23 protein-coding genes and 1 pseudogene are annotated in these 21,603 nt (G+C 58.6%); 11 read left to right on the forward strand and 13 right to left on the reverse strand.

Annotation, left to right across the window (positions count from 1 at the left end; all coding sequences use genetic code 11):
* Positions 1–19: 19 nt before the first annotated feature.
* On the forward strand, positions 20–2,581 hold the full coding sequence (locus ACP97_RS06155) for a heavy metal translocating P-type ATPase (RefSeq protein ID WP_049996988.1): 2,562 nt from the start codon (positions 20–22) through the stop codon (positions 2,579–2,581).
* A 262-nt stretch (positions 2,582–2,843) separates the two neighbouring features.
* Here the strand turns inward: ACP97_RS06155 and ACP97_RS06160 are convergent.
* Together ACP97_RS06160 and ACP97_RS06165 are read right to left on the reverse strand one after the other, a co-directional pair.
* A pseudogene (locus tag ACP97_RS06160) lies at positions 2,844–3,040 on the reverse strand (IS4 family transposase); the annotation flags it as partial.
* An 87-nt stretch (positions 3,041–3,127) separates the two neighbouring features.
* On the reverse strand, positions 3,128–3,610 hold the full coding sequence (locus ACP97_RS06165; protein WP_049996949.1) for a hypothetical protein: 483 nt from the start codon (positions 3,608–3,610) through the stop codon (positions 3,128–3,130).
* 466 nt (positions 3,611–4,076) lie between these two features.
* Here ACP97_RS06165 and ACP97_RS20735 point away from each other — a divergent pair, with 466 nt between their 5' ends.
* Positions 4,077–4,505: a GNAT family N-acetyltransferase gene (locus ACP97_RS20735; protein WP_336884753.1), complete on the forward strand. Its 429-nt coding sequence runs from the start codon at positions 4,077–4,079 to the stop codon at positions 4,503–4,505.
* Here ACP97_RS20735 and ACP97_RS06175 read toward each other — a convergent pair.
* The 8 genes from ACP97_RS06175 to ACP97_RS06205 form a co-directional block, all read right to left on the reverse strand.
* A complete protein-coding gene (locus ACP97_RS06175; RefSeq protein ID WP_202593567.1) occupies positions 4,463–4,756 on the reverse strand; it encodes a hypothetical protein in 294 nt (97 codons plus the stop codon). The two genes, ACP97_RS20735 and ACP97_RS06175, sit on opposite strands and share 43 nt — an antisense overlap.
* Before the next feature lie 294 nt (positions 4,757–5,050).
* Positions 5,051–6,346, reverse strand: a complete 1,296-nt coding sequence (locus tag ACP97_RS06180) for a M23 family metallopeptidase (RefSeq protein WP_079977559.1) — start codon at positions 6,344–6,346, stop codon at positions 5,051–5,053.
* Between the two features lie 30 nt (positions 6,347–6,376).
* A complete protein-coding gene (locus ACP97_RS21235) occupies positions 6,377–6,772 on the reverse strand; it encodes a glycoside hydrolase family 15 protein (RefSeq protein ID WP_079977560.1) in 396 nt (131 codons plus the stop codon).
* Positions 6,769–7,083 (reverse strand): glycoside hydrolase family 15 protein, encoded by a 315-nt coding sequence (locus ACP97_RS21240; protein WP_079977566.1) that lies wholly within the window; start codon positions 7,081–7,083, stop codon positions 6,769–6,771. The genes ACP97_RS21235 and ACP97_RS21240 overlap by 4 nt, the downstream gene beginning before the upstream one ends.
* On the reverse strand, positions 7,040–7,678 hold the full coding sequence (locus ACP97_RS21245) for a trehalase-like domain-containing protein (RefSeq protein ID WP_394297700.1): 639 nt from the start codon (positions 7,676–7,678) through the stop codon (positions 7,040–7,042). The genes ACP97_RS21240 and ACP97_RS21245 overlap by 44 nt, the downstream gene beginning before the upstream one ends.
* Before the next feature lie 95 nt (positions 7,679–7,773).
* Positions 7,774–7,962, reverse strand: coding sequence for a DUF7123 family protein (locus tag ACP97_RS21395; RefSeq protein ID WP_449404917.1), 189 nt, complete (start codon positions 7,960–7,962; stop codon positions 7,774–7,776).
* A gap of 55 nt (positions 7,963–8,017) precedes the next feature.
* Positions 8,018–10,621: a heavy metal translocating P-type ATPase gene (locus tag ACP97_RS06200; RefSeq protein ID WP_049996954.1), complete on the reverse strand. Its 2,604-nt coding sequence runs from the start codon at positions 10,619–10,621 to the stop codon at positions 8,018–8,020.
* Between the two features lie 106 nt (positions 10,622–10,727).
* A complete protein-coding gene (locus tag ACP97_RS06205) occupies positions 10,728–11,321 on the reverse strand; it encodes an AsnC family transcriptional regulator (RefSeq protein ID WP_049996955.1) in 594 nt (197 codons plus the stop codon).
* Positions 11,322–11,453: 132 nt separating this feature from the next.
* Here ACP97_RS06205 and ACP97_RS06210 point away from each other — a divergent pair, with 132 nt between their 5' ends.
* The 8 genes from ACP97_RS06210 (at position 11,454) to ACP97_RS20165 (ending at position 18,074) form a co-directional block, all read left to right on the forward strand.
* The gene (locus tag ACP97_RS06210) at positions 11,454–11,651 is read left to right on the forward strand and encodes a heavy-metal-associated domain-containing protein (protein WP_049996956.1); all 198 of its coding nucleotides are present in this window, start codon (positions 11,454–11,456) and stop codon (positions 11,649–11,651) included.
* A 79-nt stretch (positions 11,652–11,730) separates the two neighbouring features.
* Positions 11,731–12,126, forward strand: a complete 396-nt coding sequence (locus ACP97_RS06215; protein ID WP_049996957.1) for a DUF302 domain-containing protein — start codon at positions 11,731–11,733, stop codon at positions 12,124–12,126.
* Positions 12,127–12,128: 2 nt separating this feature from the next.
* The gene (locus ACP97_RS06220) at positions 12,129–12,461 is read left to right on the forward strand and encodes an SHOCT domain-containing protein (protein ID WP_049996958.1); all 333 of its coding nucleotides are present in this window, start codon (positions 12,129–12,131) and stop codon (positions 12,459–12,461) included.
* A gap of 13 nt (positions 12,462–12,474) precedes the next feature.
* Complete coding sequence (locus ACP97_RS06225) at positions 12,475–13,977, forward strand: multicopper oxidase family protein (protein WP_049996959.1); 1,503 nt, start codon at positions 12,475–12,477, stop codon at positions 13,975–13,977.
* A gap of 25 nt (positions 13,978–14,002) precedes the next feature.
* Complete coding sequence (locus tag ACP97_RS06230) at positions 14,003–16,078, forward strand: copper-translocating P-type ATPase (RefSeq protein WP_202593568.1); 2,076 nt, start codon at positions 14,003–14,005, stop codon at positions 16,076–16,078.
* Complete coding sequence (locus ACP97_RS06235) at positions 16,075–16,734, forward strand: class I SAM-dependent methyltransferase (RefSeq protein WP_049996960.1); 660 nt, start codon at positions 16,075–16,077, stop codon at positions 16,732–16,734. The genes ACP97_RS06230 and ACP97_RS06235 overlap by 4 nt, the downstream gene beginning before the upstream one ends.
* Positions 16,735–16,804: 70 nt before the next feature.
* Positions 16,805–17,323, forward strand: a complete 519-nt coding sequence (locus tag ACP97_RS06240; protein WP_237561108.1) for a DUF63 family protein — start codon at positions 16,805–16,807, stop codon at positions 17,321–17,323.
* A 115-nt stretch (positions 17,324–17,438) separates the two neighbouring features.
* Positions 17,439–18,074: a hypothetical protein gene (locus tag ACP97_RS20165; protein WP_161782617.1), complete on the forward strand. Its 636-nt coding sequence runs from the start codon at positions 17,439–17,441 to the stop codon at positions 18,072–18,074.
* A gap of 105 nt (positions 18,075–18,179) precedes the next feature.
* Here the strand turns inward: ACP97_RS20165 and ACP97_RS20745 are convergent, their stop codons facing one another.
* The 3 genes from ACP97_RS20745 to ACP97_RS18985 form a co-directional block, all read right to left on the reverse strand.
* Positions 18,180–19,556: a pentapeptide repeat-containing protein gene (locus ACP97_RS20745; protein ID WP_154019960.1), complete on the reverse strand. Its 1,377-nt coding sequence runs from the start codon at positions 19,554–19,556 to the stop codon at positions 18,180–18,182.
* A gap of 236 nt (positions 19,557–19,792) precedes the next feature.
* The gene (locus ACP97_RS06260) at positions 19,793–20,128 is read right to left on the reverse strand and encodes a cytoplasmic protein (RefSeq protein WP_049996963.1); all 336 of its coding nucleotides are present in this window, start codon (positions 20,126–20,128) and stop codon (positions 19,793–19,795) included.
* A gap of 235 nt (positions 20,129–20,363) precedes the next feature.
* Complete coding sequence (locus tag ACP97_RS18985; protein ID WP_161782618.1) at positions 20,364–20,528, reverse strand: SPW repeat domain-containing protein; 165 nt, start codon at positions 20,526–20,528, stop codon at positions 20,364–20,366.
* Positions 20,529–20,816: 288 nt separating this feature from the next.
* On the opposite strand from ACP97_RS18985, the gene ACP97_RS06265 reads away from it, so the two are divergent.
* The gene (locus tag ACP97_RS06265; protein ID WP_079977568.1) at positions 20,817–21,575 is read left to right on the forward strand and encodes a DUF4396 domain-containing protein; all 759 of its coding nucleotides are present in this window, start codon (positions 20,817–20,819) and stop codon (positions 21,573–21,575) included.
* Positions 21,576–21,603 lie beyond the last annotated feature (28 nt).

The following is a 21,603-nucleotide window of genomic DNA, read 5'->3' on the forward strand; positions in this document are numbered from 1 at the left end:
GAAATCATTCAATGGGATGATGAGTACAGATAGACTTGGTTCGGGCGATACTGATTCCCGAACTGTCACACTGGACGTACCGGGGATGGACTGTCCCTCCTGTGCGGAGAGGATCGTCAATAGTGTCTCAAAACGGGACGGCATCGTTACGGTCGACCCACAGGTGATGACTGGAACCGTCCACATCGAGTATCTCCCAGAAGTGGTCGAAGCCGACGACCTCATCGAACGTGTGCAGGCTGCTGGCTACGACGTCGAATCACGGGATGACCTCCAGACCGAGCGGTTCGACGTGCCTACTATGGATTGTGCGTCCTGTGCCGGAAAAATCGAAAATGCGCTTGACTCCGTTACAGGGATTCAGGAGCGGGAGACCCTCCCAACAACTGGCACTGTCATCGCAACCTATGACCCTGGACGAACTTCTCATGCCAATCTCGTTAGTGCGATCGAGAGTGCGGGCTACGCTGTCGAAGAGACTGACCCAGACACAGCGAACGAAGACCTCGTGGAAGAAAACCGAGCACGAGATGTCTGGCTGAGTCCTCGTGCACTCAAAACGTGGGTTGGTGGTGGGTTGCTGCTCATCGGCCTCGTACTGGACTTCCTTCTATCCGGATTCAACGTAACACTCATCGCGCCACTCGGCCGCGAGGTCGGCACCGCTGAACTATTCTACTTCGCTGGAGCGCTGGTGAGTGGCGAGCAGATCCTTCGAAACGGATACTATTCTCTCCGCACGCGTTCGCTGGACATCGACCTCCTGATGAGTCTCGGTATTCTCGGCGCGATTATCGCGAGCCTCGTCTTTAGCGAAGCTCTCTATCTCGAAGCTGGGATGCTCGCCGTGCTGTTCAGCGTTGCCGAGTTAATGGAAGAATATGCAATGGATCGCGCTCGCTCCTCGCTTCGTGAGTTGGTGGACCTCTCGCCGACGACTGCAACTGTTCGCAGAGACGGCGAGGAAACGACCATTCCAGTTGAACAACTACGAGTAGGTGACAGGGCCATCGTTCGGCCCGGCGACCGCATCCCTGCTGATGGAACCGTTGTTGAAGGCGAAAGTGCAGTCAATCAGGCTCCAATCACTGGCGAGAGCATTCCCGTTGATAAGACGAACGATGACGAAGTATACGCGGGTACTATCAATAAAGAGGGGTATCTCGAAGTTGAGGTTACCTCTGCGGCCGAAGATAGCACACTTGCCCGAATTATCCAACTTGTCGAGGATGCTCAGCGAGACAAAACCGAACACGAACGGTTCGTCGACCGATTCGCTGGCCAATACACACCGGTTGTCGTCACACTCGCTGTCCTCGTTGCTGCCGTGCCACCACTACTCATCGACAGCACTATCTCGGTTGGTATCGCCGGTCAATCGCTGGTATTCCCTGGCGACTGGGCAACGTGGTTCAAGCACGGGTTAGCGCTTCTCGTCCTTTCGTGTCCGTGCGCATTGGTCATTAGTACCCCCGTCAGTGTCGTCTCCGGGATTACGAGTGCCGCGAAGAATGGCGTACTGATCAAGGGTGGCAGACATCTAGAATCAGTTGGAAAGGTGAAAGCCGTCGCATTCGACAAAACGGGAACACTCACGCACGGCGAACTCTCTGTGACCGACGTTATTCCTAAGAGCGGCGAATCCGAAGAATCCATTCTATCCTTAGCAGCAAGTCTCGAATCGCGGAGTGAACACCCCATCGGGAAAGCGATCGTTGAGAGGGCTAACGAAGCAGACGTCAAGATCGCTGGCGTCTCTACATTCGAGAGTCTGACTGGGAAAGGAATTCAAGCAGAATTGAACGACGAAACATACTTCGCCGGAAAGCCTGCGCTGTTCGAAGAACTAGGTGTTTCGCTTGACACTGCTCGTACTAGGTCCGACGGCGGTGTCACCGTCGAGAGTTCCGTTAGTCAGAGTCCTACTGAGGATAGTAGAAACACGATCGAAGACCTGCAGTCCGAGGGGAAGACCGTGATTCTCGTCGGCACTGAAAGCCAGATTCTGGGTGTGATTGCAGTGGCTGATGAGGTCCGCACGGAGGCGAAACAGGCGGTTGAGCGTCTGCACGAGTTAGGCATTGAACACACCGTGATGCTCACCGGTGATAATGAGCTGACCGCACAAGCGGTCGGTGAGGCAGCAGGAGTCGACGATGTGCGCGCCGAATTGCTACCTGAACAGAAGGCTGGGACGGTGGCCACACTTGACGAGGAATATGGCGGAATGATGATGGTTGGCGATGGAATCAACGATGCGCCAGCACTTGCGACGGCGACAGTTGGAGTTGCAATGGGTGCCGCAGGGACCGATACAGCAGTCGAGTCAGCGGACGTCGCGCTAATGAGTGATGAGCTCTCGAAGCTCCCATATCTCTATGGGCTCTCAGGGAAGGCGAACAGCGTTATCCAACAGAACATTTGGGGAAGCATTGGTGTGAAAGCATTGCTAGCGATAGGTGTCCCCTTTGGTCTAGTAAACGTGGCCGTCGCTGTTGTTGTAGGAGACATGGGAATGAGCCTTGGTGTGACGTCAAACGCGCTTCGGCTAGCAAGGATTGTTCCCGACCGATTTAGGTAACGTCACAATTTTCACTAACATTCTACGCAGAATTTTGTCAGCGTGAGAAACCCTGGTTTCTTGACCGTCAACCAATCTACAGCGGTTGTGCCCTGAGCAGCGAATAGCAATTAGAACGGTTGGTGTTCAAGGATGTACTCCATAATAAGCCGTTCACGAGCGTCAACGAATTCCTCAAATATTATGTCCTTGGCCCCTTCCGGGACGTGGTGGGTCTGTTTGTAGTCCTCTGTTCGGGGGCAGTGTCTAGTCAGACGTTCGTCACCTCCTCGACGGGGTGATTGAGGAGGTCGCGCAGGAGCGTCGCCAACTCCTCGGTGAAGCGGTCGTAGAAACTGGAAGGAACGAGCGTCTGGTCGGTTGCAGCCTCGTAGGCACGGCGATAGCCAGCGATCGAGCGGACTTCGTCGCCGACGACGAAGTCCACGACAGCGTCCACACCAGCATCCTGACATCAATTGATGCAGTCGAGGATTTCCTCGACAGGTGTTTCGTGCTCGATATGGCGGACAGTGTGAGGACTTCTGCGCCACCGCCCGAAGGGAGTCAAAGCCGGGTCTGAAGCGGAGCATAGACCCCGCCGAGGAGAGCGCCATAGACGAGGTGACCGATCAAACTACTCACAGCAATGTTTGGGAATGGTGGGGCCTGCGGAAAACCGACCACGCCTAACCAAACCGGGAGGAGTATCCACGCTAGTGCAACCGTTGTAACGACACCGTACGCTAATCCTAGCCCGACCATTGCGAGGATATTATCGAGATACTGGCGTAGCGGAGTCTGAGAAACGATAGCAGCGAAAACGATCCCGAGCACCGCGCCGTGGAACAAGTGAATGACCCATCCCACCGCCAAGGATGGATCCAGCGTGTACAGTGCTGGGAATGCGCCGGCGATGACTTGTGCACTTCCCATGACCATTTGCAACCCACCGAACCCAATCGTTCCAATAACCCCCGCGATTGCTGCTGCAACCAAGTTCCCACTATCCGCGATGGAACGCGTTTCCGCACTGGATGCTGTCGACATACACTACACGATGTCGAGTGGTAGTAAGTAGATGGTGCGGACGTGCATGGATAACGTCCTTCCGTCGTCATCGCTGCGTCACCGCGCAATGCGAGGGGGCTTTTGACGAGGACGCTCGCTCGTCCGGCATGGATCCGACGAAACAACTGTACGAATCCTAAGCACACGGCTGGCAGCGTGGCTAGATCTGCACAGTCGGGAGAAATATGTTGTCTCGCTCAACTGTAGGGACATGGCATTCCTCGCCACCGATCTCATTGAACTGGTCCCGCTTGACCCCGACAACGAGACCCACGTTGAAGTCTACCGTCAATCACGAAACGAACCTGAGATGCGTGCAACTGGCTCGTACGGTGAATGCGATACACGGTCATAGACACGTGAAAAGATCAACGAGGGACACAGCACCGAGAACCCGAGCGCGCTCTGTGCGATCCATGCCGAGGACACGGTCGTTGGCTGGGCCGTGACGAACCTCCATGACGTGCGTGCTCACGCTGCCTACGTTGGATACTACGTCCTGCCTGATTACTGGGGCAACGGCTACGCAAGCGAGGCGGCGCAACTGCTTGTTGCCTATGCTTTTGACGAACTCAATGCGCACCGCGTCGAGGCGAGCGTTCAGGCGGACAATCCCGCGAGCAAGCGTGTCCTCGAAAAGCTCGGATTTCAGCAAGAGGAACGAAACGCGATGCCTACTACAAGCAAGGCGAGTATAAGGACATCACACTTTGGAGCCTGCTCACCCACGAATTTGAAGAGTAGCCGGAGTTCGTTCTATCTCTCCAATCGCTCTCACTCAATACGTCGGTTCAGGAACCACGGCAGGCAAACCGATCTAGTGACTGCCAGCTACGACTCGGAGGACGCCCCGACCGCGTCAGAGATCGCCTGAAGGTCAGCCTTTCTGAACGTGGAGTCGTCTGCCGTCTCCAGCGACTCCGCGACGCCGACCTGCGCCCGGATGAGTTGGCGCATCCGCGTCGCCGACGGTTGTCCCGACTCGTCGACATCGACCTCGAGCGCCTCACAGATCGCCTGTAGCTCCTCTTCGTGAACGACGCCTCGAACTCCCGTTCGAAGCGACCCGTCGCCGCTCGAATCGTGTTCCGCACCTCGTGAACGGTCAAATTCATGAGTCTCCACTCTCCTGTCGCCACCCTCAATCTTCCTACTCGGTAGCACCGAGCGTTCCAGAAGATGCGAATCGGAGGTGGTTACTGACCATTGCTGAATTCATCCTCTCGATCTAGCACGCCGCTCCCGCCAGAAAGTCGGCAGTTCGTACAAACTCTGCTGAATATAGGGCGCGTATCGATCAGGCTAACCCATTCCTCTCCCGTGGTAGGCATACAGCTGAATCGGTCATGCTGCGAAGTACGCATTATAATTTGTCGACAATAGCGCTGGGCAATTTGCTGATTTCTCCGGGTTTCTGAATCAGTCGAAGTCCACTACAATCTGGTCAAGAGGTAAGGTGCCAATGGACTCTACCGGTGGATCGAATCGATTAACAGCTAGCGGTTGCCCATCCGCTTCGGCCTGATCGAACGCAGTAGTTCCCGCCGTTTGTCCGAGAATCGTGAATGAATCGACCAGATACGGCAGACCATTGGAGGCTAATGACAGCGGTCGATTCATGACGTGGAAGTGCAAGTGAGGAGCGATACTGTTGCCTGAGTTGCCAACCAGTCCCAGAACGTCACCTTGCTCGACGTGATCACCTTCCGCTACGCGAATGCTGCCCGGTTGGAAGTGCGCATACAGCGCGTAGTTCTCACAGCCAAGATCGAGGATTACTGCGTTGCCATCCGCCTTCTCGAGGATGATCTCTTCCGGAAACTCACCCGGAACATTCTCCGGAACGCCGTCGACTACCTTGACCACCGTACCGTCAGCGACCGCGATCGCTTTCTCCCCGTATATAGTGTAACTTTCGAGGTCTTCCCGTGGACCGTCAAAGATGCGATCCTTGGCATCGAGTTGTTCGTAGTCCACTGCATAGCGCTGTGCGAGCCAGATTTGACCATTGACTGGAAGTGTCGCCCGGGTATGACGGACTGCGTCTCCAAATGAATCGGCCGCTATGTAGTTCGAACCTCTCAGAGGAGGCCCAACGGTGACAACATCGCGCAGGTCAACCGTGATTTCTCCCACTGATTCTACGAGCTCTTGCTGATCCGGCGGTGCGGCTTCGGCTTTCAGAGATACCCGATGGATCAGTCTTTCGGGGACATCAGATGATTCATCGACGTTCACATGCAAGAAGACGAGAGCTGTCATTGCCGGGTCGAACGACGCGACAGTATCTCGTCTCCCTGCTGGTTGGAGACGATTGGCCACCTCATCTGCATCAAGCGCATGAATCGCAGCACCAGTATCTGCGTTGATTACTTCAAGCTGCTCTATAGTTACTGGCCCAGTTGTGAAGTTTGTCAACATGAGTTCGTATGCCAGGTACGTCTGCCCGTCAGAGCCAGTGAAGGGAATTGGAGCAGAGAGCACCTCCCCAACTAGCGGAGTGGAATTCTGGGAAATATCCACGACGGCAGAATTTTTCGACGTACTCCGACAAGTGTTTGTGGCGGTAGAGACGGTATTTGTTGCCGGGTTCACCATTGATCCATTGGTCGCTGAGACGTCAACGGACGCTCGTCCTTTACCAAGGGAGTCCGCGCTGACCCCTAATAATCCAAGTGCTGAGCCTTTCAGCATGGTTCGACGATTGAATTTCACGGTACTAATACCTCTCAAGAAGAGATAAACTTATCTAGAAGATATAATACTATTGATGACTCGATCCAGTGCTACCCAACACATGATTTTCGAATGAACCAACTGCTGAGGATCGTCCCGCAACTCCCAGATTCCGACATCCGGTTCCTGCCATGCCTCACAGACGTAGTTGATGATGACTCTCATTACATCCCAGTCGTCCTCAGAGAGCGTTTCTCCGTAGCGCATCGTCTCATAGATGCCCTGAATCAACTCGTCATATACATCGAGTTGCTGCTGTTCGACCGCCGCATTGCCAATTCTGACGGGTGTAGAGTTCCGGTAGCCCGAAAGATGATCGAGTATGTGTTCTTGGTGGTAGTCATGATCGTGCAGCCCATACAGTGGTTGGATATCCGCGGGATCACCCTGTGAACAGTGGCTCATAGGTCGAAATACTGTGTGGCCTCTTCGAGATGACCCAACTCGGCAAACGCTTGCACGGTAAGAGCTGAATCACGAATCCAGTTAAACCGATAATCCCAGTTGCGAACGCCGCCGATGTCTTCGGGGAGTGAGGTCGTCGGTGCAGCACAGATGGCTCCCGTCTCGTGGTGGGTCAGCAGCTTCAGAGCGAGTGCTGAACGAATCGCCAGATCGTGCCACCGACCATCAATCGAACAGATTTCGGACTCCGGGCACTGGTGAATCCAGTCACGCCAGTAGTCGATGACGTCGGCAAGCGTCTCTTGATGGATGGGGTGGTTCTATCGGGATTTCCTGGTCGTGACCGAGTACGAGCCAACGCGTTTCACCCTCCGATAGTGCTACTGAGGTGTGGGCAGCGTGATCCGAGATCGAAAACGGAACCGATCCCGAGAGAAAGACTTCCTTCTCATTACTGGTTGCAACGACGCCATGACGTGCCTCCTCAACGGTGGGTTTCGTTCGCGCGTAATCGAACCGCGGTTCGAACTCGACAGCCATATCGACGTGGCCGCTCTCACAGGTGAGTTTACGGAAAACCGTCGCCTGAGGAACCTGATGAGCTTCGGCAATATCCGGAATGGACATGAAATCGGTGACTGTCGCCTGTCCCGAAGTCGTCTCGAACCGTGTCTCCAAGACGTTCGTCCGGTCGAGATACTCGTGGCTCGCCTCGAAGGGGGTAGCAGGTTGAACGGTGAAGTGACCGCCATCCTCAGCATCTAACAGCCGTGCAAAGAGGCTCGACGATTCGACGTGAGGAAGACAACACCAGTCGACTACACCATCGTGATTGATGAGAGCAACAGTTTCTAAGTTGCCGATGATCCGTGCTCTTCGATAGGTGGATAGTCCATTGTTGAAAATTTGTTAGGATGTTGTCTGAACTACTATTCGTTGGAAACTGCCGCTCCCTCCACTGTTTATGTGTGGTGGTTCAATACGTGATTGATGATTCATCCTCACTCAGTCTCTTCTTGAACGAGCCATGTGACACTCTTCGAGCGACCCCACTGTTCGAGTGTGATTCCGGTCAGTTCGTTCTGGAGTCGTTGTAGGTGTTGGGCTACCGCCTTCGGCGTCTCGTCGATCTCGTCCGCGATATCACGAGCCTTGAGATACGTCGGCTCACAATCTGCTTGTTGGACCAAGTATGCCGGACTACTCGACGTGTGAAATTAGTCATAGAAGGAGATTTCCGCTTCGTTAGCGGAGGAATCCGAGCAGCTTGTAGTCGTGGTCCGGCGTGTACCGACGGAACAGCAGGCTGTTCGAGAGCACCGAGACGCTCGAAAAGGCCATCGCCACCGCGGCCAGGACGGGTTGCAGCAGTCCCAGCGAGGCGAGCGGGATCATCGCCGTGTTGTAGCCGAGCGCCCAGAAGAGGTTCTGTTTGATCTTCTGGAGCGTGCCGTCGGAGATGCGGATAGCCTTCACTACATCGAGCGGGTCGTCGCGCATCAGGGTGACATCGGCAGCCTCGATGGCCACGTCGGTGCCGGAGCCGATGGCGGTGCCCACGTAGGCGGTCGCGAGCGCCGGCGCGTCGTTGACGCCGTCGCCGACCATCATCGCCCTCGTACCGTCGGACTGGATGTCGTCGAGCGCGTCGGATTTGTCCTCTGGCAGGACCCCCGCGCGGACGTTGTCGGGGTCGATGCCGACCTCCTTGGCGACCGCTGCGGCCGTGCGCTCGTTGTCGCCGGTGATCATGTGGACTGCGAGATCGCGTTCATGGAGCGCCGCGACGGCTTCTTTTGCGCTCTCTTTGACCGTATCGGCGTCGGCGACGAGACCCAGTAGGGTATCGCCGCGCGCGACGAGCATCGCGGTCTTGCCCTCGCCTTCGAGCCGTTCGAGTTCCTCGGTGGCGGGCGAGGGGTCGATGTCGTTGTCGCGCATGAGTTTACGGTTGCCAACGAGCACCTCCTCGCCGTCGACCGTCGCACGGACTCCGTGACCGGGCACGTTCTCGAATTCGGTGGGGTCGGTGAGACCGATGCCGCGTTCTTCGGCACCGTCGACGATAGCCTGCGCGAGCGGGTGCTCGCTGCCGGATTCGGCGCTCGCGGCGGCGTGGAGCACCGTCTCCTCGTCAACCGCTGACCGCTCGTCGAGCACCGCACCGCCGTCGGTCGTCGGTTCGCCGCCGTCGGTGGCGGTGTGGCTTCCATCGAGGGGAACGACGTCGGTCAGTTCCATCGCGCCCTCGGTCAGCGTCCCGGTCTTGTCGAAGACGACCGTATCGACATCCTTGGCGCGTTCGAGGACGTCGCCACCCTTGAACAGGACGCCGTTTTTCGCGCCGATAGAGGTACCGACCATCGTCGCCGCCGGCGTCGCCAGCCCGAGCGCACAGGGACAGGCGATCAACACGGCAGAGGCGAAGACGACCACCGCGAACTCGAAGACCGAGACGCCGCCACCGGCGGCCGTCGGCCCACCGGCGACGAGTCCCCACAGCGGGAGCCAGTCGACGAAGCCCGCGAGCGCCGCGGGGAACAGATACCAGACGAGACCCCACAGCAGCGCGTTGGCGATGACGATCGGCACGAAGTACGCCGAGATACGGTCGGCGAGATTCTGAATGTCGGGCTGGCGCGACTGCGCTTCTTTGACCGTCTGGACGATCTGCTGGAGCGCCGTGTCCGCGCCGACCTTGGTGGCTTCGACAGTCAGCACGCCGTTTTCATTGATGGTCGAACCCACTACCTCGTCGCCTTCCTCCTTCTCGACGGGCACGGACTCGCCGGTGACCATCGATTCGTCAACGGCGGACTGTCCGTCGACGACGGTGCCGTCAGTCGGGATCTGCTCGCCCGGGCGGACCTTCATGTGGTCGCCGACATCGACCTCATCGAGCGGGATCTCCTCCTCGTTACCGCCTTCGTCGACGACGGTCGCGGTGTCGGCCTCCATTTCGAGCAATTGCTGGAGGGCTTCACCCGCCTGCCCTTTCGAGCGGGCTTCGAGATAGTTGCCGAGCGTGATGAACACGAGGATCAACGCAGCCGTATCGAAGTACAGACTCCCCGCGAGCACGCCCAGTAGCACGACGACCGAGTAGAGGTAGGCCGTCGAGGAGCCGAGCGCGATGAGCACGTCCATGTTCGCGGTGCGGTTCTTGACGAGCGCTTTGTAGGCGTTCTCGTAGAACGGCCGGCCGAGCACGATTTGGACTGGGGTCGCAAGCAGGAACTCCACCCAGCCGAACTCGATGCCGAAAATCGTCTCGGGGAGCGCCCCACCACCCAGCAGCAGCTTCTCGACCATGAACGCGATCAGCGGCAGCGACAGCACCGCGCCAAAGAGGGTGAGCCGGAGCTGGCGGTGAATCTCGCCCTCGCGGGCGGCGTCGCGCTGGTCCTGTTCGGAATCGCCGCTGCCGTCGTCGCGCACCGGCGAGTAGCCTGCGTCCTCGACCGCCGTGTAGAGCTGCTCTCGGTCGGTTTCTGCGGGGTTGTATTCGACGTTCGCTTCGTCGGTCGCATAGTTGACCTCCGCCGAAATCACGCCCGGGACATCTTCGAGTGCCTCTTGGTTGGTTTCGGCGCAGTTCGAACACGTCATGTCCGTGATGGCGATGGAGGTCGAGGCGCTCACCGCCTCGTAACCGGCGTTGTCGACCGCGGTGTAGATGTCCGCCAGCGACACCTCGTCGGGATCATATTCGACGGTTCCCTCATCGGTCGCATAGTTGACATTTGTCTCGCTCACCCCCGCAAGCCCTTCCACGGATTCCGTTATCGACTGGGAGCATGTCGCACAACTCATGCCCTGTATGTCGAGTTGTGTTTTTCGGTGACTCATCAATAGTACATACGGGGTCCTCATTCAATGCGGTTTTTCTTCTGATATACAGGATTCGGGTCCGTATGAGCTTGTGATTCGAAAGCCAAATTCGAGTACGTCCGATTTAACTCGTTGCCTCCTCTAATCGTTCATATTGCTCTTCGAAGCGGGCCTCACACGATGGACAACAAAACTGATACAGGTCACCGCCGATACGGGTGGCAACACCCTCGCTGGTGACGGTATTGCCGCACTCAGCACACGTCAATGCGAACTCCGTCCCGCCGACGCTAGGTGTCCACTCGGCACCAGTCAGAAGCGTTACACTGTACTCTTCCACGCTTCTCTCGCCGAGAATTTCCGAAAGCCACGCTGGGACATCTCCATCAGGCACCCGTGCATAACAAAAAATATCGTTCTCCGCGGTCGTGAAGGCGTATTCGACCGCCTCGGCATCGAGAAGCGTCTCATGAACGGAGTCGAATTCATCCGCGTGTGCAGTCACTGTCAGGAGAACGGGCACACCCTCGCTGAGTTGTGAGTGATCGACATCGAGCGTAAAGCGTCGGATGATATCCATCTCCTGTAACCGCTTGACACGATCCGAGACGGCCGGTGCCGACAGATCAACCGCCTCGGCGATTTCGCTCCACGGACGACGTGCATCGCTCAGCAACAGTTCGAGGATTTCGAGGTCCGTTTCATCGAGATCGCGCATACCATATTTGATGGCATCGACCAATAAATGTCCTTCCGAATGTTCACTTTGGAGCCAACAGTTTCGGGACCGCCAAATCACCATTATCGAAGCAGAAACCGAAATAAATCGAGCAGACATAGAATCACCTGTATGACGACCACGATCACGGTCAAAGGAATGAGCTGCGAACACTGCGAACAGACCGTCGAAGAGGCACTTCAGAGTGTTTCCGGCGTCTCGGATGCCCGCGCGGATCACGAGGCGGAACGCGCGACAATCGAGGGTGATTCCGACAGTGCCGTCCTCGCCCGAGCGGTCGAAGACGCGGGTTACGAAGCCTCGATGTGAGCACTCCCGCCTACTCCACTCCACAAAAACAAAAGATCGATATAGTGCAGAAAACACACTACTACACACGACCAAATCAATGGCGTACACACTCACCACGACCACCGACGAGCCGTTCGACGACGCAGTGGCCGCGACGACCGATGCGCTCGAAGAGGAGGGGTTCGGCGTCCTCAGTGACATCGACGTTCGTGAGACGCTCGAACAGAAACTCGACATCGACACCCGACAGTACCGCATCCTCGGCGCGTGTAACCCACAGCTCGCTCACGAGGGACTCGACGAAGAACCCGAACTGGGTGCGCTCTTGCCGTGTAACGTCATCGTCTACGAATCCGACGACGGCGTGACCGTGAGCGCGGTCGATCCGGGACAACTCGTCGGCATCACCGACAACCCCGCGCTCGATTCCATCGCCGAGGAGGTCCACGAGCGCTTCGAGCGCGTCCTCGCAACCATCGGCGAGGGAGCGTAACGATGGCCGAGACTCGAACGGACCTCACGACGGTGTTGCTGATCGGTCTCGGAATCCTGATTCTGAGTCCGCTGCTCGTGATGGGGTTCGCAATGCCGATAATGGGCGGGATGTACGGCTACGGTGGGCAGGGAACATTCGGATTCATCGGCTTGCTCGTCCCGCTCGCCGTGCTCCTCGTGGTTCTCGGAGCCGGCTATCTCCTCGTCCGTCGCGTGACCGACCACACCGGCTCGCGTGACGGTGCTCACGAAGAACTCCGTAGCGCCTACGCTCGCGGCGACCTCTCGGACGAGGAGTTCGAAACCCGTCGACAGAAACTCGGCAACGACTGACTCCCTCTCCCCCATGACCCTCGACCTTACACGACGACGATTGCTCGCAGCCGCCGGGAGCGCGTCTCTCGGCGTGCTTGCCGGCTGTTCGTCTTCGTCATCGAACGCCGGCTCGTCCTCGACGACTACTTCGGCAACATCGAACGCCGACCCATCCAGCACGACGGCCGCCTCGCAAACGCCGGCCGTCCCGAAAGACGCCGACCAGCAGCGAACACTCACCGCCACGACCGGCCCGATTTCGCCCAACGGAACCGACCGCTCGAATCCCGCATGGCTCTACGACGGACAGACGCCCGGACCGGAACTGCGGGTCGCCGAGGGTGACGTGCTGCAAGTCGACCTCGAAAACCAGCTTTCCGACCCGACCACCATACACTGGCACGGCATACCGCTCGCCAACCCGATGGACGGCGTGCCGGACGTCACGCAAGCGCCCGTCGACCCCGATAGATCGTTCACCTACACGTTCGAGGCAGCGCCGGCCGGGACGTACTTCTATCACAGTCACGTCGGGCTGCAGCTCGACCGCCACCTTATCGGCCCGCTCATCATCGAGGAGGAGTCGCCACACGTCGCGTTCGACCGCGACATCGTCGTGGTCTTCAACGATTACCTGCGGGGTGCCCCGCAACCAGAATCCGAATGGGCCGCTCAGGGCGGAGGCGGTATGGGTGGTGGAATGGGCGGAGGTATGGGTCGCAATCAGATGGGCGGTGGCATGGGTAACGGGATGAATATGGCCTCGCGGCCGGACTACGCGGGGCTGCTCGCAAACGGCCGCCTTCCCTCAAATCCATCGGAGTTTACCATCAAAAAGAGCGAACGACTCCGAGTCCGATTCATCAATGCCAGCGGGGCGACGACGTTTCACGTCGGTCTCGGTGGCCATCGACTGAACATCACCCATGCCGATGGCCGGCCCGTCGAACCCGTCACGACCGACTCCTTTTCGTTCGGCCCCGGCGAGCGCTACGATGCAGTCGTCGACGCGAACAATTCCGGAGCGTGGGCCATCGAGGCCCGGTCAGTCGATGGCGACGAGCAACCGGCGACCGCGACGCTGCGATACGAGGGTGCGACCGGCACTCCACGCAAACCGTCGTTCGATGGAGGTCAACTCGGCTACGGCGACCTCCAGGCGGTCGAATCCATCGAGGGGCTACAGGGATCGCCCGACCGAACGTTCGACGTCACCCTCTCGGCGGGTCGCGGTCCGGGAACGTGGCTCATCAACGGCCAGCGATTTCCCGACGCGGACCCGTTTGCGGTGAAGGCTGGCGAGCACGTCCGAATACAGATGACCAACCGAAGCCCGGTGGTCCACCCGATGCATCTTCATGGGCACTTCTTCCGCGTCGGCAACGCGCTCAAGGACACGGTAATGGTGCCGGGCCACATGGGCCGAGTCACGATTGACTTCCTCGCGGACAACCCCGGCAAGTGGCTGTTCCACTGTCACAACATCTACCATCTCGACGGCGGTATGGGACGTATCATCGAATACACCGGCTGAACACGAAAACAGGACACTACCTACTATGAGCGAACATTCGACACGTGACGAGGCCGAACGAGGAAACGACCCCGCGACCACCGACACACCGCCGGCCCACCGGGGCGATAGCGGCGGTGACATCGCCCAGACCGACCACTCGGGCCACGAACAGCTGTTTCGCCGGCGCTTCTGGATATCGCTCGTGCTCTCGATTCCGGTCATCGTCTTCAGCGAATTCATCCAGGACGTTTTCAACTACACCGCGCCGGCCTTCCCCGGTAGTGAATGGATAACGCCGGTTCTCTCAGTGGTCGTCTTTGTCTATGGAGGCGTACCGTTCCTCTCGATGGCTCGCACGGAGTTCGAGAACCGAGAGCCGGGCATGATGATGCTCATCTCACTGGCGATCACCGTCGCGTTCGTCTACTCGCTGGCGAGCCTCGTCCTTCCGGGGACGACGCCGTTTTTCTGGGAGCTCGTGACGCTGATCGATATCATGCTGCTGGGCCACTGGATGGAGATGCGCTCGGTCCGGCAGGCCTCGGGCGCACTCGACGAACTCGCAAAGCTCATGCCCGACACCGCGGAGCGCGTCACCGAGGGCGGCGATACCGAGGAAGTTCCGATCGATGAGTTGACCGAGGACGATGTCGTGCTCGTCCGTCCGGGCGCGAGCGTCCCCGCCGACGGCGAGGTCATTGAGGGCGAATCCTCAGTAGATGAATCGATGATTACTGGCGAGTCCCGCGCGGTCGGGAAGGAACCCGGCAACGAGGTCGTCGCTGGGACGGTCAATCAAGATGGCAGCCTTCGGGTGCGGGTGACGACGACAGGCGAGGAGACGACGCTGGCGGGTATCATGCGCCTCGTCGACGAGGCCCAGCAGTCGAAATCCCGGACCCAACTGCTCGCCGACCGGGCGGCAGGCTGGCTGTTCTACGTCGCGCTGGGTGTTGCGGCTCTCACGCTGGTCGGCTGGGTTATCGCGACTGGCTTCGATATCATGGTCCTCGAACGCGTCGTCACCGTCCTCGTCATCGCGTGTCCACACGCGCTGGGGCTGGCGGTCCCGCTTGTGGTCGCCATCAACACCTCGACCGCGGCCCAAAACGGGATGCTCATCCGCGACCGCATCGCCATGGAAGAGTCCCGCAATCTCGATACGGTGATGTTCGACAAGACGGGAACGCTCACGAAAGGCGAACAGGGCGTCGTGGGTGTCGAAACGGCCGACGACTGGAACGAAGAGCGGGCGTTCGGCGTGGCCGCCGCTGTCGAGGGCGACTCCGAGCACATGATCGCCCGCGCCATTCGGAACGCGGCCGACGAGCGCGACGTCGACCGTCCAGGCGTCTCGGAGTTCGAGAACCTCCGCGGACTTGGTGTCCGCGCTACCGTGAATGAGACGACCGTGCATCTCGGCGGCCCGAACCTCCTCAGAAAGTTCGGCATCGAGCGGCCCGAATCCATCACGTCGTTCGCCGAAGAGGCTGGTGCGAACGCACAGACGGTCATCTATCTGGTTCGTGAGGAGACCGACGTGGTCGCCGCGTTCGCGCTCGCGGACGTGATCCGCGAAGAGAGCCACCAGACGATTCGGGCGCTCCACGAGATGGACATCGAGGTGGCGATGATCACCGGTGATTCCGAGGACGTCGCGGCCGCCGTCTCGAAGGAACTCGACATCGATCAGTATTTCGCGGAGGTCCTCCCCGAAGAGAAAGACCGGATGGTCACGGAGTTGCAAGAGGAGGGAAAGATGGTTGCGATGGTCGGCGACGGCGTCAACGACGCGCCCGCGTTGACCCGCGCGGACGTCGGTATCGCCATCGGCTCGGGTACTGACGTCGCCATCGAATCGGGCGACATCATCCTCGTCGAGAACAACCCGCTCGACGTGGTGCGACTCGTGCGCCTCTCGAAGGCGAGTTATCGAAAGATGCAGGAGAATCTCGTGTGGGCGACCGGCTACAACGTCTTCGCGCTCCCGCTGGCCGCGGGGGTACTCGCACCGATTGGTATCCTGCTTTCGCCCGCGGTCGGGGCGGTGCTCATGTCGCTGTCGACGATCATCGTCGCCATCAACGCACGCCGACTCCGTGGGGTAGACCTCTCGTGAGCGAGCGCGGTCAATCCATCTACAATTGGTGGAGCCGTCACGAACGCCTGTTCAGTCGCCTCTACGACGTCGGCTTCCTCGGTCGTAAGACCGAACTCCGCGAGCGGGCGGTGGAGGCGCTCAACCTCGATTCCGGCGAGCGCGTGCTGGAACTCGACTGTGGGCCGGGCAACTCCTTCGACACGCTTCGTACTCGCGTAGGGGGTCGCGGAAATATTGTCGGCGTGGACTACACCCACGGAATGGTAGAGCGCGCCGCTGAACGAGTTCAGAAGGCAGGCTGGAAGAACGTTTACCCAATACGTGGCGATTCAGGCCACCCCGGCGTCGATGACGAGGCATTCGATGCTGTCTATGCCTCGATGACGCTAAGTGCAATGGCGAATCCAGTGGGCGCGCTCGATGCAGCGTATCGAGCACTCCGCCCCGGTGGTCGGATCGTCGTCCTCGACGCACAGCCGTTTCAGGCGTTTCCGTGGACGCTCCTCAACCCCGTAATCGTCCCGCTTTCAAAGTATGCGACGAACTGGTTTCCCGAGGCGAACGTTCCGGAGGCGCTCGACGCTCGATTCGGCGCGACAAGGGTAACTGCGTTCAACGGCGGAACGATTTTCATCGCCGCTGCACGAAAACCGGAACAGAACGACGATCGATAGTGGAATTACCCAACCAATCGGTAATCAAGGACCCGATAGTAACTTTCCTATGAACCAGAGTGATGTTCGCATGCGGGCAGCGACGAGGTTCACCACCGATGTGGGGATCTCTGTGGGAGGACTTCTGTGTCTCCCCTCGTTTCTGCGTGATATTAGCCACGTGCATGTTCTGTGGCCTGCTGTCAGTGTTCTCGGAGCGGTTGCACTCACGGCCGTGGTCTGGCTGACTGTCCATTTCGCCTCACCATCGGTATCCAGAGGGGCTGGCTGGACGGGTATGTTCATCGTATTCGGACAGGCGCTCGACGCTGTTTCGACAGCGGTCGGCGTCGATGTGCTCTCGGTCTCCGAGCAGGTACCGCTTTCACGAGCGGTTTTGGACCTCGCTGCGACGCTTCCCACCGCATCGATAATTGGTGTCGGGTGGCTCTTCGTCGTCATCAAACTGAGTCTCGCAACGGGTCTGGTATGGGTGGTTGCCACCGATACTGAAACGACGCCGCTCGGGACGCGGCTTCTCTTTCTCGTAGCGGGCTTTGCCGGACTCGTTCCCGGAATTCGAAATCTCGTCCTCTACACGATAGCGTGATGATACAACACTTCACCACTGACGATCTCTCCGACTTCGGAGCGACGAGTCGAAGTAACGTCCTTCCCACTCACCACTCTCAAAACTACATATTCTCCCTCTCCAAGTCCCATCCATGAAACGACGTGTATTCCTCACTGGATCCATAGCGGCTCTGGCTTCCCTCGCAGGTTGTAGTGGTGGTCCACTACGTGGCTCGAACGATAGCCCGACAACAGCAAGCAGATCCAGCGATCAACCGACTCGGAAAAATTCAACTGAGACGCCAGACTCACCGATAGGGCTGCCACGAGCTGAGATCACCACTACTGAACCGGAGTCCACAACTATCCCTCAGTGGGAGACTGGAGCCGCTTGCGGTGGTGTGAACGAAATCTCGTTCTATGCGCTCGGCGAGATAGGCAGCACGATTTGGCGTCCGAATACCGTGTGGGTCGATCTCGACCGGAGTGATAGCGCACGGGTTCACTTGGTCGTCCTCGAAGGCGATACCGTTCTCGGGATGACTCGGGCCGAAGCTCCCACCGACAACGGGGCGTTCTCGGATGGGTATCCGATTGTTCTCAGGACCACGCTTTCAGGAGAACACACGATTCGTGTGGTTGCATACCCAGCAACGAAAACGAACGCTCAGTTCAGGCTTGACGAGGCGGCCCCTTATCAGTACGAAGACGAGGTTGTTCGAACCGAGTCGATAGCGGTCGATCTCAGCAGATTCGCCGGACGCACTCCGCCGTCTGAGACCGAGTAAGTAGTTCCCAGTTCGTCGTCCCTACCTGCGTCGGCCGAACAGCCGTCCGGTTTTAGGCTCGAAAATCGAGGAAGCAATCGCTCTGGGTTCGCTGTGGTCATACCGTCACCACATAACTCGTCGCGCGAGCACGTAAATCAGGATCGACACGATGAACGTCCCGATGAGCGACTCCGCCATTGCGATTCCTTTCGAATACCCGAGTGGAATCCAGTCTCCGTAGCCAAGTGTTGTGAATGTGACGACACTGAAGTAGAAGCTCTCTGCGAGAACTGAGAGCAGGTTCCCGAGACCCGTGATCGTCAGGAGATCGAGCGAGCCACCCGTTGCATACGTGAGGACAGCTCCCGAACTTGGCCGCCGCAACCCACCAACCACGGAGAGAGGATAGAGCAGCGTACTGAGAACGATCACCGCGAGTGCAGTATAGACCACGTTCCAGATTCCCTCCCCGTACTGCATCACCCAACGTGCACCTTCGGCTTTCGCCCAGCGGAGGTACTGCCCTCTCGCCCGAACCTGCCGCCGCTGGGTGTCGTGCTGACGAACATAGTAGTCGCTCGCCTGCTGGTTCAGCTTGTTCTCCCGCGAAATAGTTTGCAGGGCGCCGTACGTCCAGATCGCTTTATCCAGCAGATCGACATCTCCATCGGTGACGACTGTCCTGAGCGACGTCCCCTCGGGAACCATCTGTTCGTAGCTACAGACTCCATCGAGGGTCGTCCGGTGGTCGATCCGGCAGTTATCGTGGACGGTACCATAGAAATGAACTCCAGTAAGGTCCGCACCGCGGAGGTCGGTCCGGATCATCGCTGCGTACTCCAAATTCGCCTCCGAGAGGTCAGTTTTGACCAAGAGCGTCTCCTTGAGCGTTGCATCGACGAAGCGCGCCTCGCAGAGCCTTGCCCTCCTAAGAGTCGTGTTGCTAAGGGTGGCATCCGTGAAGTCCGCCTCCGAGAGATCGGCTTCCTCGAAACGTGCGTGCGAAAGATCGGCACCGACGAGCGTCGCGTCAACGAGGGTCGCCTCCGCACCGCTGACGTGTGAGAAATCCGCTCTATCGAGCGTCGCACCATCTATACAAGCGGCGTCGAGAACACTATCCGAGAGATCACAGCCGATACAGTTTGCCCCAGAGAAATCAGCCCGACTACAGTCGATGTTCTGGAGGTTCGCGTTCGTCAGGCAGGCATTCCGGAGTGTACAGTCCGCGAACGAAACATTCGAATCTATCGATGCATTTCGGAGATACGCCCCGTCCAACCGCTCTGGGTAGTCGGTACGAGCCGCGGCGAGCACACTCGGGGGCTTGTTTGCTCGCTCGGCGTGCCAGACACAGCGGCCAGTGTCCTGCCATGACGGCCGCCAGCAACTGTACGCACCGATAGCCTCGGAGTCGCCCTCAAACGAATACCCACAGCGCCCCCCTGGAATGGACGATCCCTCGTCAGTCGAAGTAATCATCATACCACTATTATTCATCACTACTTCCCCAGCCGAACAGCACTTGGTCCATCGCGTATCACGGAGCGATCTTTTTCCGTTTGGGAAGCCGTCTACGAGGCATTTCCGATAATGAATTCATCGATGGCATACCCTGTTTCGGTTAGTCCGAATTCCATGAAAACCACTCATGGAGACCATTCTATTGCCGGAAAAACGGCAATTCGCATACTACTGTCCTGCGTCGAGGGCCTGCTGGGTCGTGTAGACCGTCCTCAGGCCATCGCCCGGCAGCTCTCGGCACACCGGGGCAGGATTTCGGCGCAGGCCTGACAGTGGTCGTGGTCGTGCTGTTCGCACTCCTCGGCGCACGCCTCGCAGGCGTCGGCACAGGCCTCGGCGAGCTGCGAGTTGAACTCTGAATCGCGGGTACACATGCGCGCACACAGCGACGCGAGGTCGGCGACGTCCCGGCAGAGCCGGAGACACCGCGCCATGTCCTCGCTACCGGCACACTCGTCGGCACACCACTCACAGGCCTGCGCGGCGGTGAGACAGCTGTCCAAACACGATTCGGTTTCCTTGTCCAGATTCAGTTGGCTCGATGCCATTGCATACTAACTAACGAGATCCTCCTTTTCTTCGGTGTCGCCTAACAGAATCCCAATGGAGGTGGTTGAGATTCGAACACCGAGCGCAGGAACGAGCGTCGGACGAAAACCGGCACGGACGCTCGCTATCAGGGCGTAACTGCGGCGACGTACGACAACATTCCTTCAACAAACAGGGTTTGGTCTGTACTCCGTCCGTTCCTAGGATGTGGAGGTCCCCGTCGGAGCGTCGAAGCTACTCACACCCCCAGTTGTAGCCGGCGAGCAGGGTGATAAGCGCACCGACGATCACATCGCTCCAGAGGTCGGCGGTCGGTGCGTTCCAGAGGAATGGAGCAACGACCAGCCAGAGACCCAGCAGTACGTTCGTACTCGCAAGCAGCTTGATACTCTGACTCACTGTACTCGATTCCGCTCTACTCGTCGGTTCTGTTACGCTCATACTGCACCCGTGGCTTACTGCTGTTGTTTTTCCGTCCTTTCGCCTAGCAGAGGTCAAAAGCACTCCGTCTCGATTTCACATGGGAGGAAGCGTTCGACCCAGCAAATCGAAGAGCATTCGATACCACAGCGGTGCGACGACCATCCACGCGACTGTGCCGGCCGATGAGTATGTCGAAACGACGGGGCCGCGGGTTTCGAATCGTAACCAGAAACCGAATAAACGATGGGTTCGTATGGTATTCCGATGAGTGAAATACCGATAGCTCCGGTAGCGTCGGCACTCTCGATCGATGCACCACCCGCGGCCACCGGCATCATCAAGACGATTGAACGGGCCTTCGAACCCGCACGCGAGGTGCTGGTACCGATTCTCTCGAACCCGACCGTGCTCGCCGTCTGGGCGATCATCGTCCTGCTCTCGCTCGGCGTGCTCTGGTGGGACCTCCGGGAGAACAACGAGGTCATCGGCTCGATGATGAAGTTCGTCTGGACGCTGACGGTGGCCTACTCGGGACCGCTCGGTCTCGCCGTCTATTGGTACACTGGGAGAACACAGATCGACTACGACTCGCTCTGGAAACGTGGCTTTCGCTCGACCTCGCACTGTTATTCGGGCTGTGGCGCGGGCGAAATCGTCGGCATCACGCTTGCGCAGGGATTGCTGGGGTGGGGACTCGTGGCCGTCGCCGGCGTCACGTTTGCCCTCGCCTATCTCTTCGGGTTCGCGCTCACGATTGGCCCGCTCATGCAGGACGGCGTCGGGTTCAAAGAGGCCGTGACCGACGCCCTCTGGAGCGAGACGCCCTCCATCACGTTGATGGAGATCGCCGCCATCGGCACGGACCTGCTGCTGGCGAGCGAGGCGCTGATAACCGACGTACTCTTTTGGCTGGCACTTGCGTTCTCGCTGTCGATTGGCTTCCTCGTCGCGTGGCCGGTGAACGTCGGTCTCGTGAACTTCGGCGTCAAAGAGGGGATGAGCGACCCCTCACAGATGGACTGAGTTCCGAAACCGAACCGCCTAACCACCC

Origin of the sequence: Halococcus sediminicola (assembly GCF_000755245.1) — an archaeon.
GTDB classification, from domain to species: Archaea; Halobacteriota; Halobacteria; order Halobacteriales; family Halococcaceae; genus Halococcus; species Halococcus sediminicola.

Bases quoted from the DNA above. Each gene is read 5' to 3' on its own strand.
- ACP97_RS06155 (WP_049996988.1), top strand. From the start codon at position 20: ATGAGTACAGATAGACTTGGTTCGGGCGATACTGATTCCCGAACTGTC.
- ACP97_RS06165 (WP_049996949.1), bottom strand. From the start codon at position 3,610: ATGTCGACAGCATCCAGTGCGGAAACGCGTTCCATCGCGGATAGTGGG.
- ACP97_RS21235 (WP_079977560.1), bottom strand. From the start codon at position 6,772: ATGAGCCACTGTTCACAGGGTGATCCCGCGGATATCCAACCACTGTAT.
- ACP97_RS06200 (WP_049996954.1), bottom strand. From the start codon at position 10,621: ATGAGTCACCGAAAAACACAACTCGACATACAGGGCATGAGTTGTGCG.
- ACP97_RS06205 (WP_049996955.1), bottom strand. From the start codon at position 11,321: ATGCGCGATCTCGATGAAACGGACCTCGAAATCCTCGAACTGTTGCTG.
- ACP97_RS06210 (WP_049996956.1), top strand. From the start codon at position 11,454: ATGACGACCACGATCACGGTCAAAGGAATGAGCTGCGAACACTGCGAA.
- ACP97_RS06215 (WP_049996957.1), top strand. From the start codon at position 11,731: ATGGCGTACACACTCACCACGACCACCGACGAGCCGTTCGACGACGCA.
- ACP97_RS06220 (WP_049996958.1), top strand. From the start codon at position 12,129: ATGGCCGAGACTCGAACGGACCTCACGACGGTGTTGCTGATCGGTCTC.
- ACP97_RS06225 (WP_049996959.1), top strand. From the start codon at position 12,475: ATGACCCTCGACCTTACACGACGACGATTGCTCGCAGCCGCCGGGAGC.
- ACP97_RS06230 (WP_202593568.1), top strand. From the start codon at position 14,003: ATGAGCGAACATTCGACACGTGACGAGGCCGAACGAGGAAACGACCCC.
- ACP97_RS06240 (WP_237561108.1), top strand. From the start codon at position 16,805: ATGCGGGCAGCGACGAGGTTCACCACCGATGTGGGGATCTCTGTGGGA.
- ACP97_RS20165 (WP_161782617.1), top strand. From the start codon at position 17,439: ATGAAACGACGTGTATTCCTCACTGGATCCATAGCGGCTCTGGCTTCC.
- ACP97_RS20745 (WP_154019960.1), bottom strand. From the start codon at position 19,556: ATGAATAATAGTGGTATGATGATTACTTCGACTGACGAGGGATCGTCC.
- ACP97_RS06260 (WP_049996963.1), bottom strand. From the start codon at position 20,128: ATGGCATCGAGCCAACTGAATCTGGACAAGGAAACCGAATCGTGTTTG.
- ACP97_RS06265 (WP_079977568.1), top strand. From the start codon at position 20,817: ATGAGTGAAATACCGATAGCTCCGGTAGCGTCGGCACTCTCGATCGAT.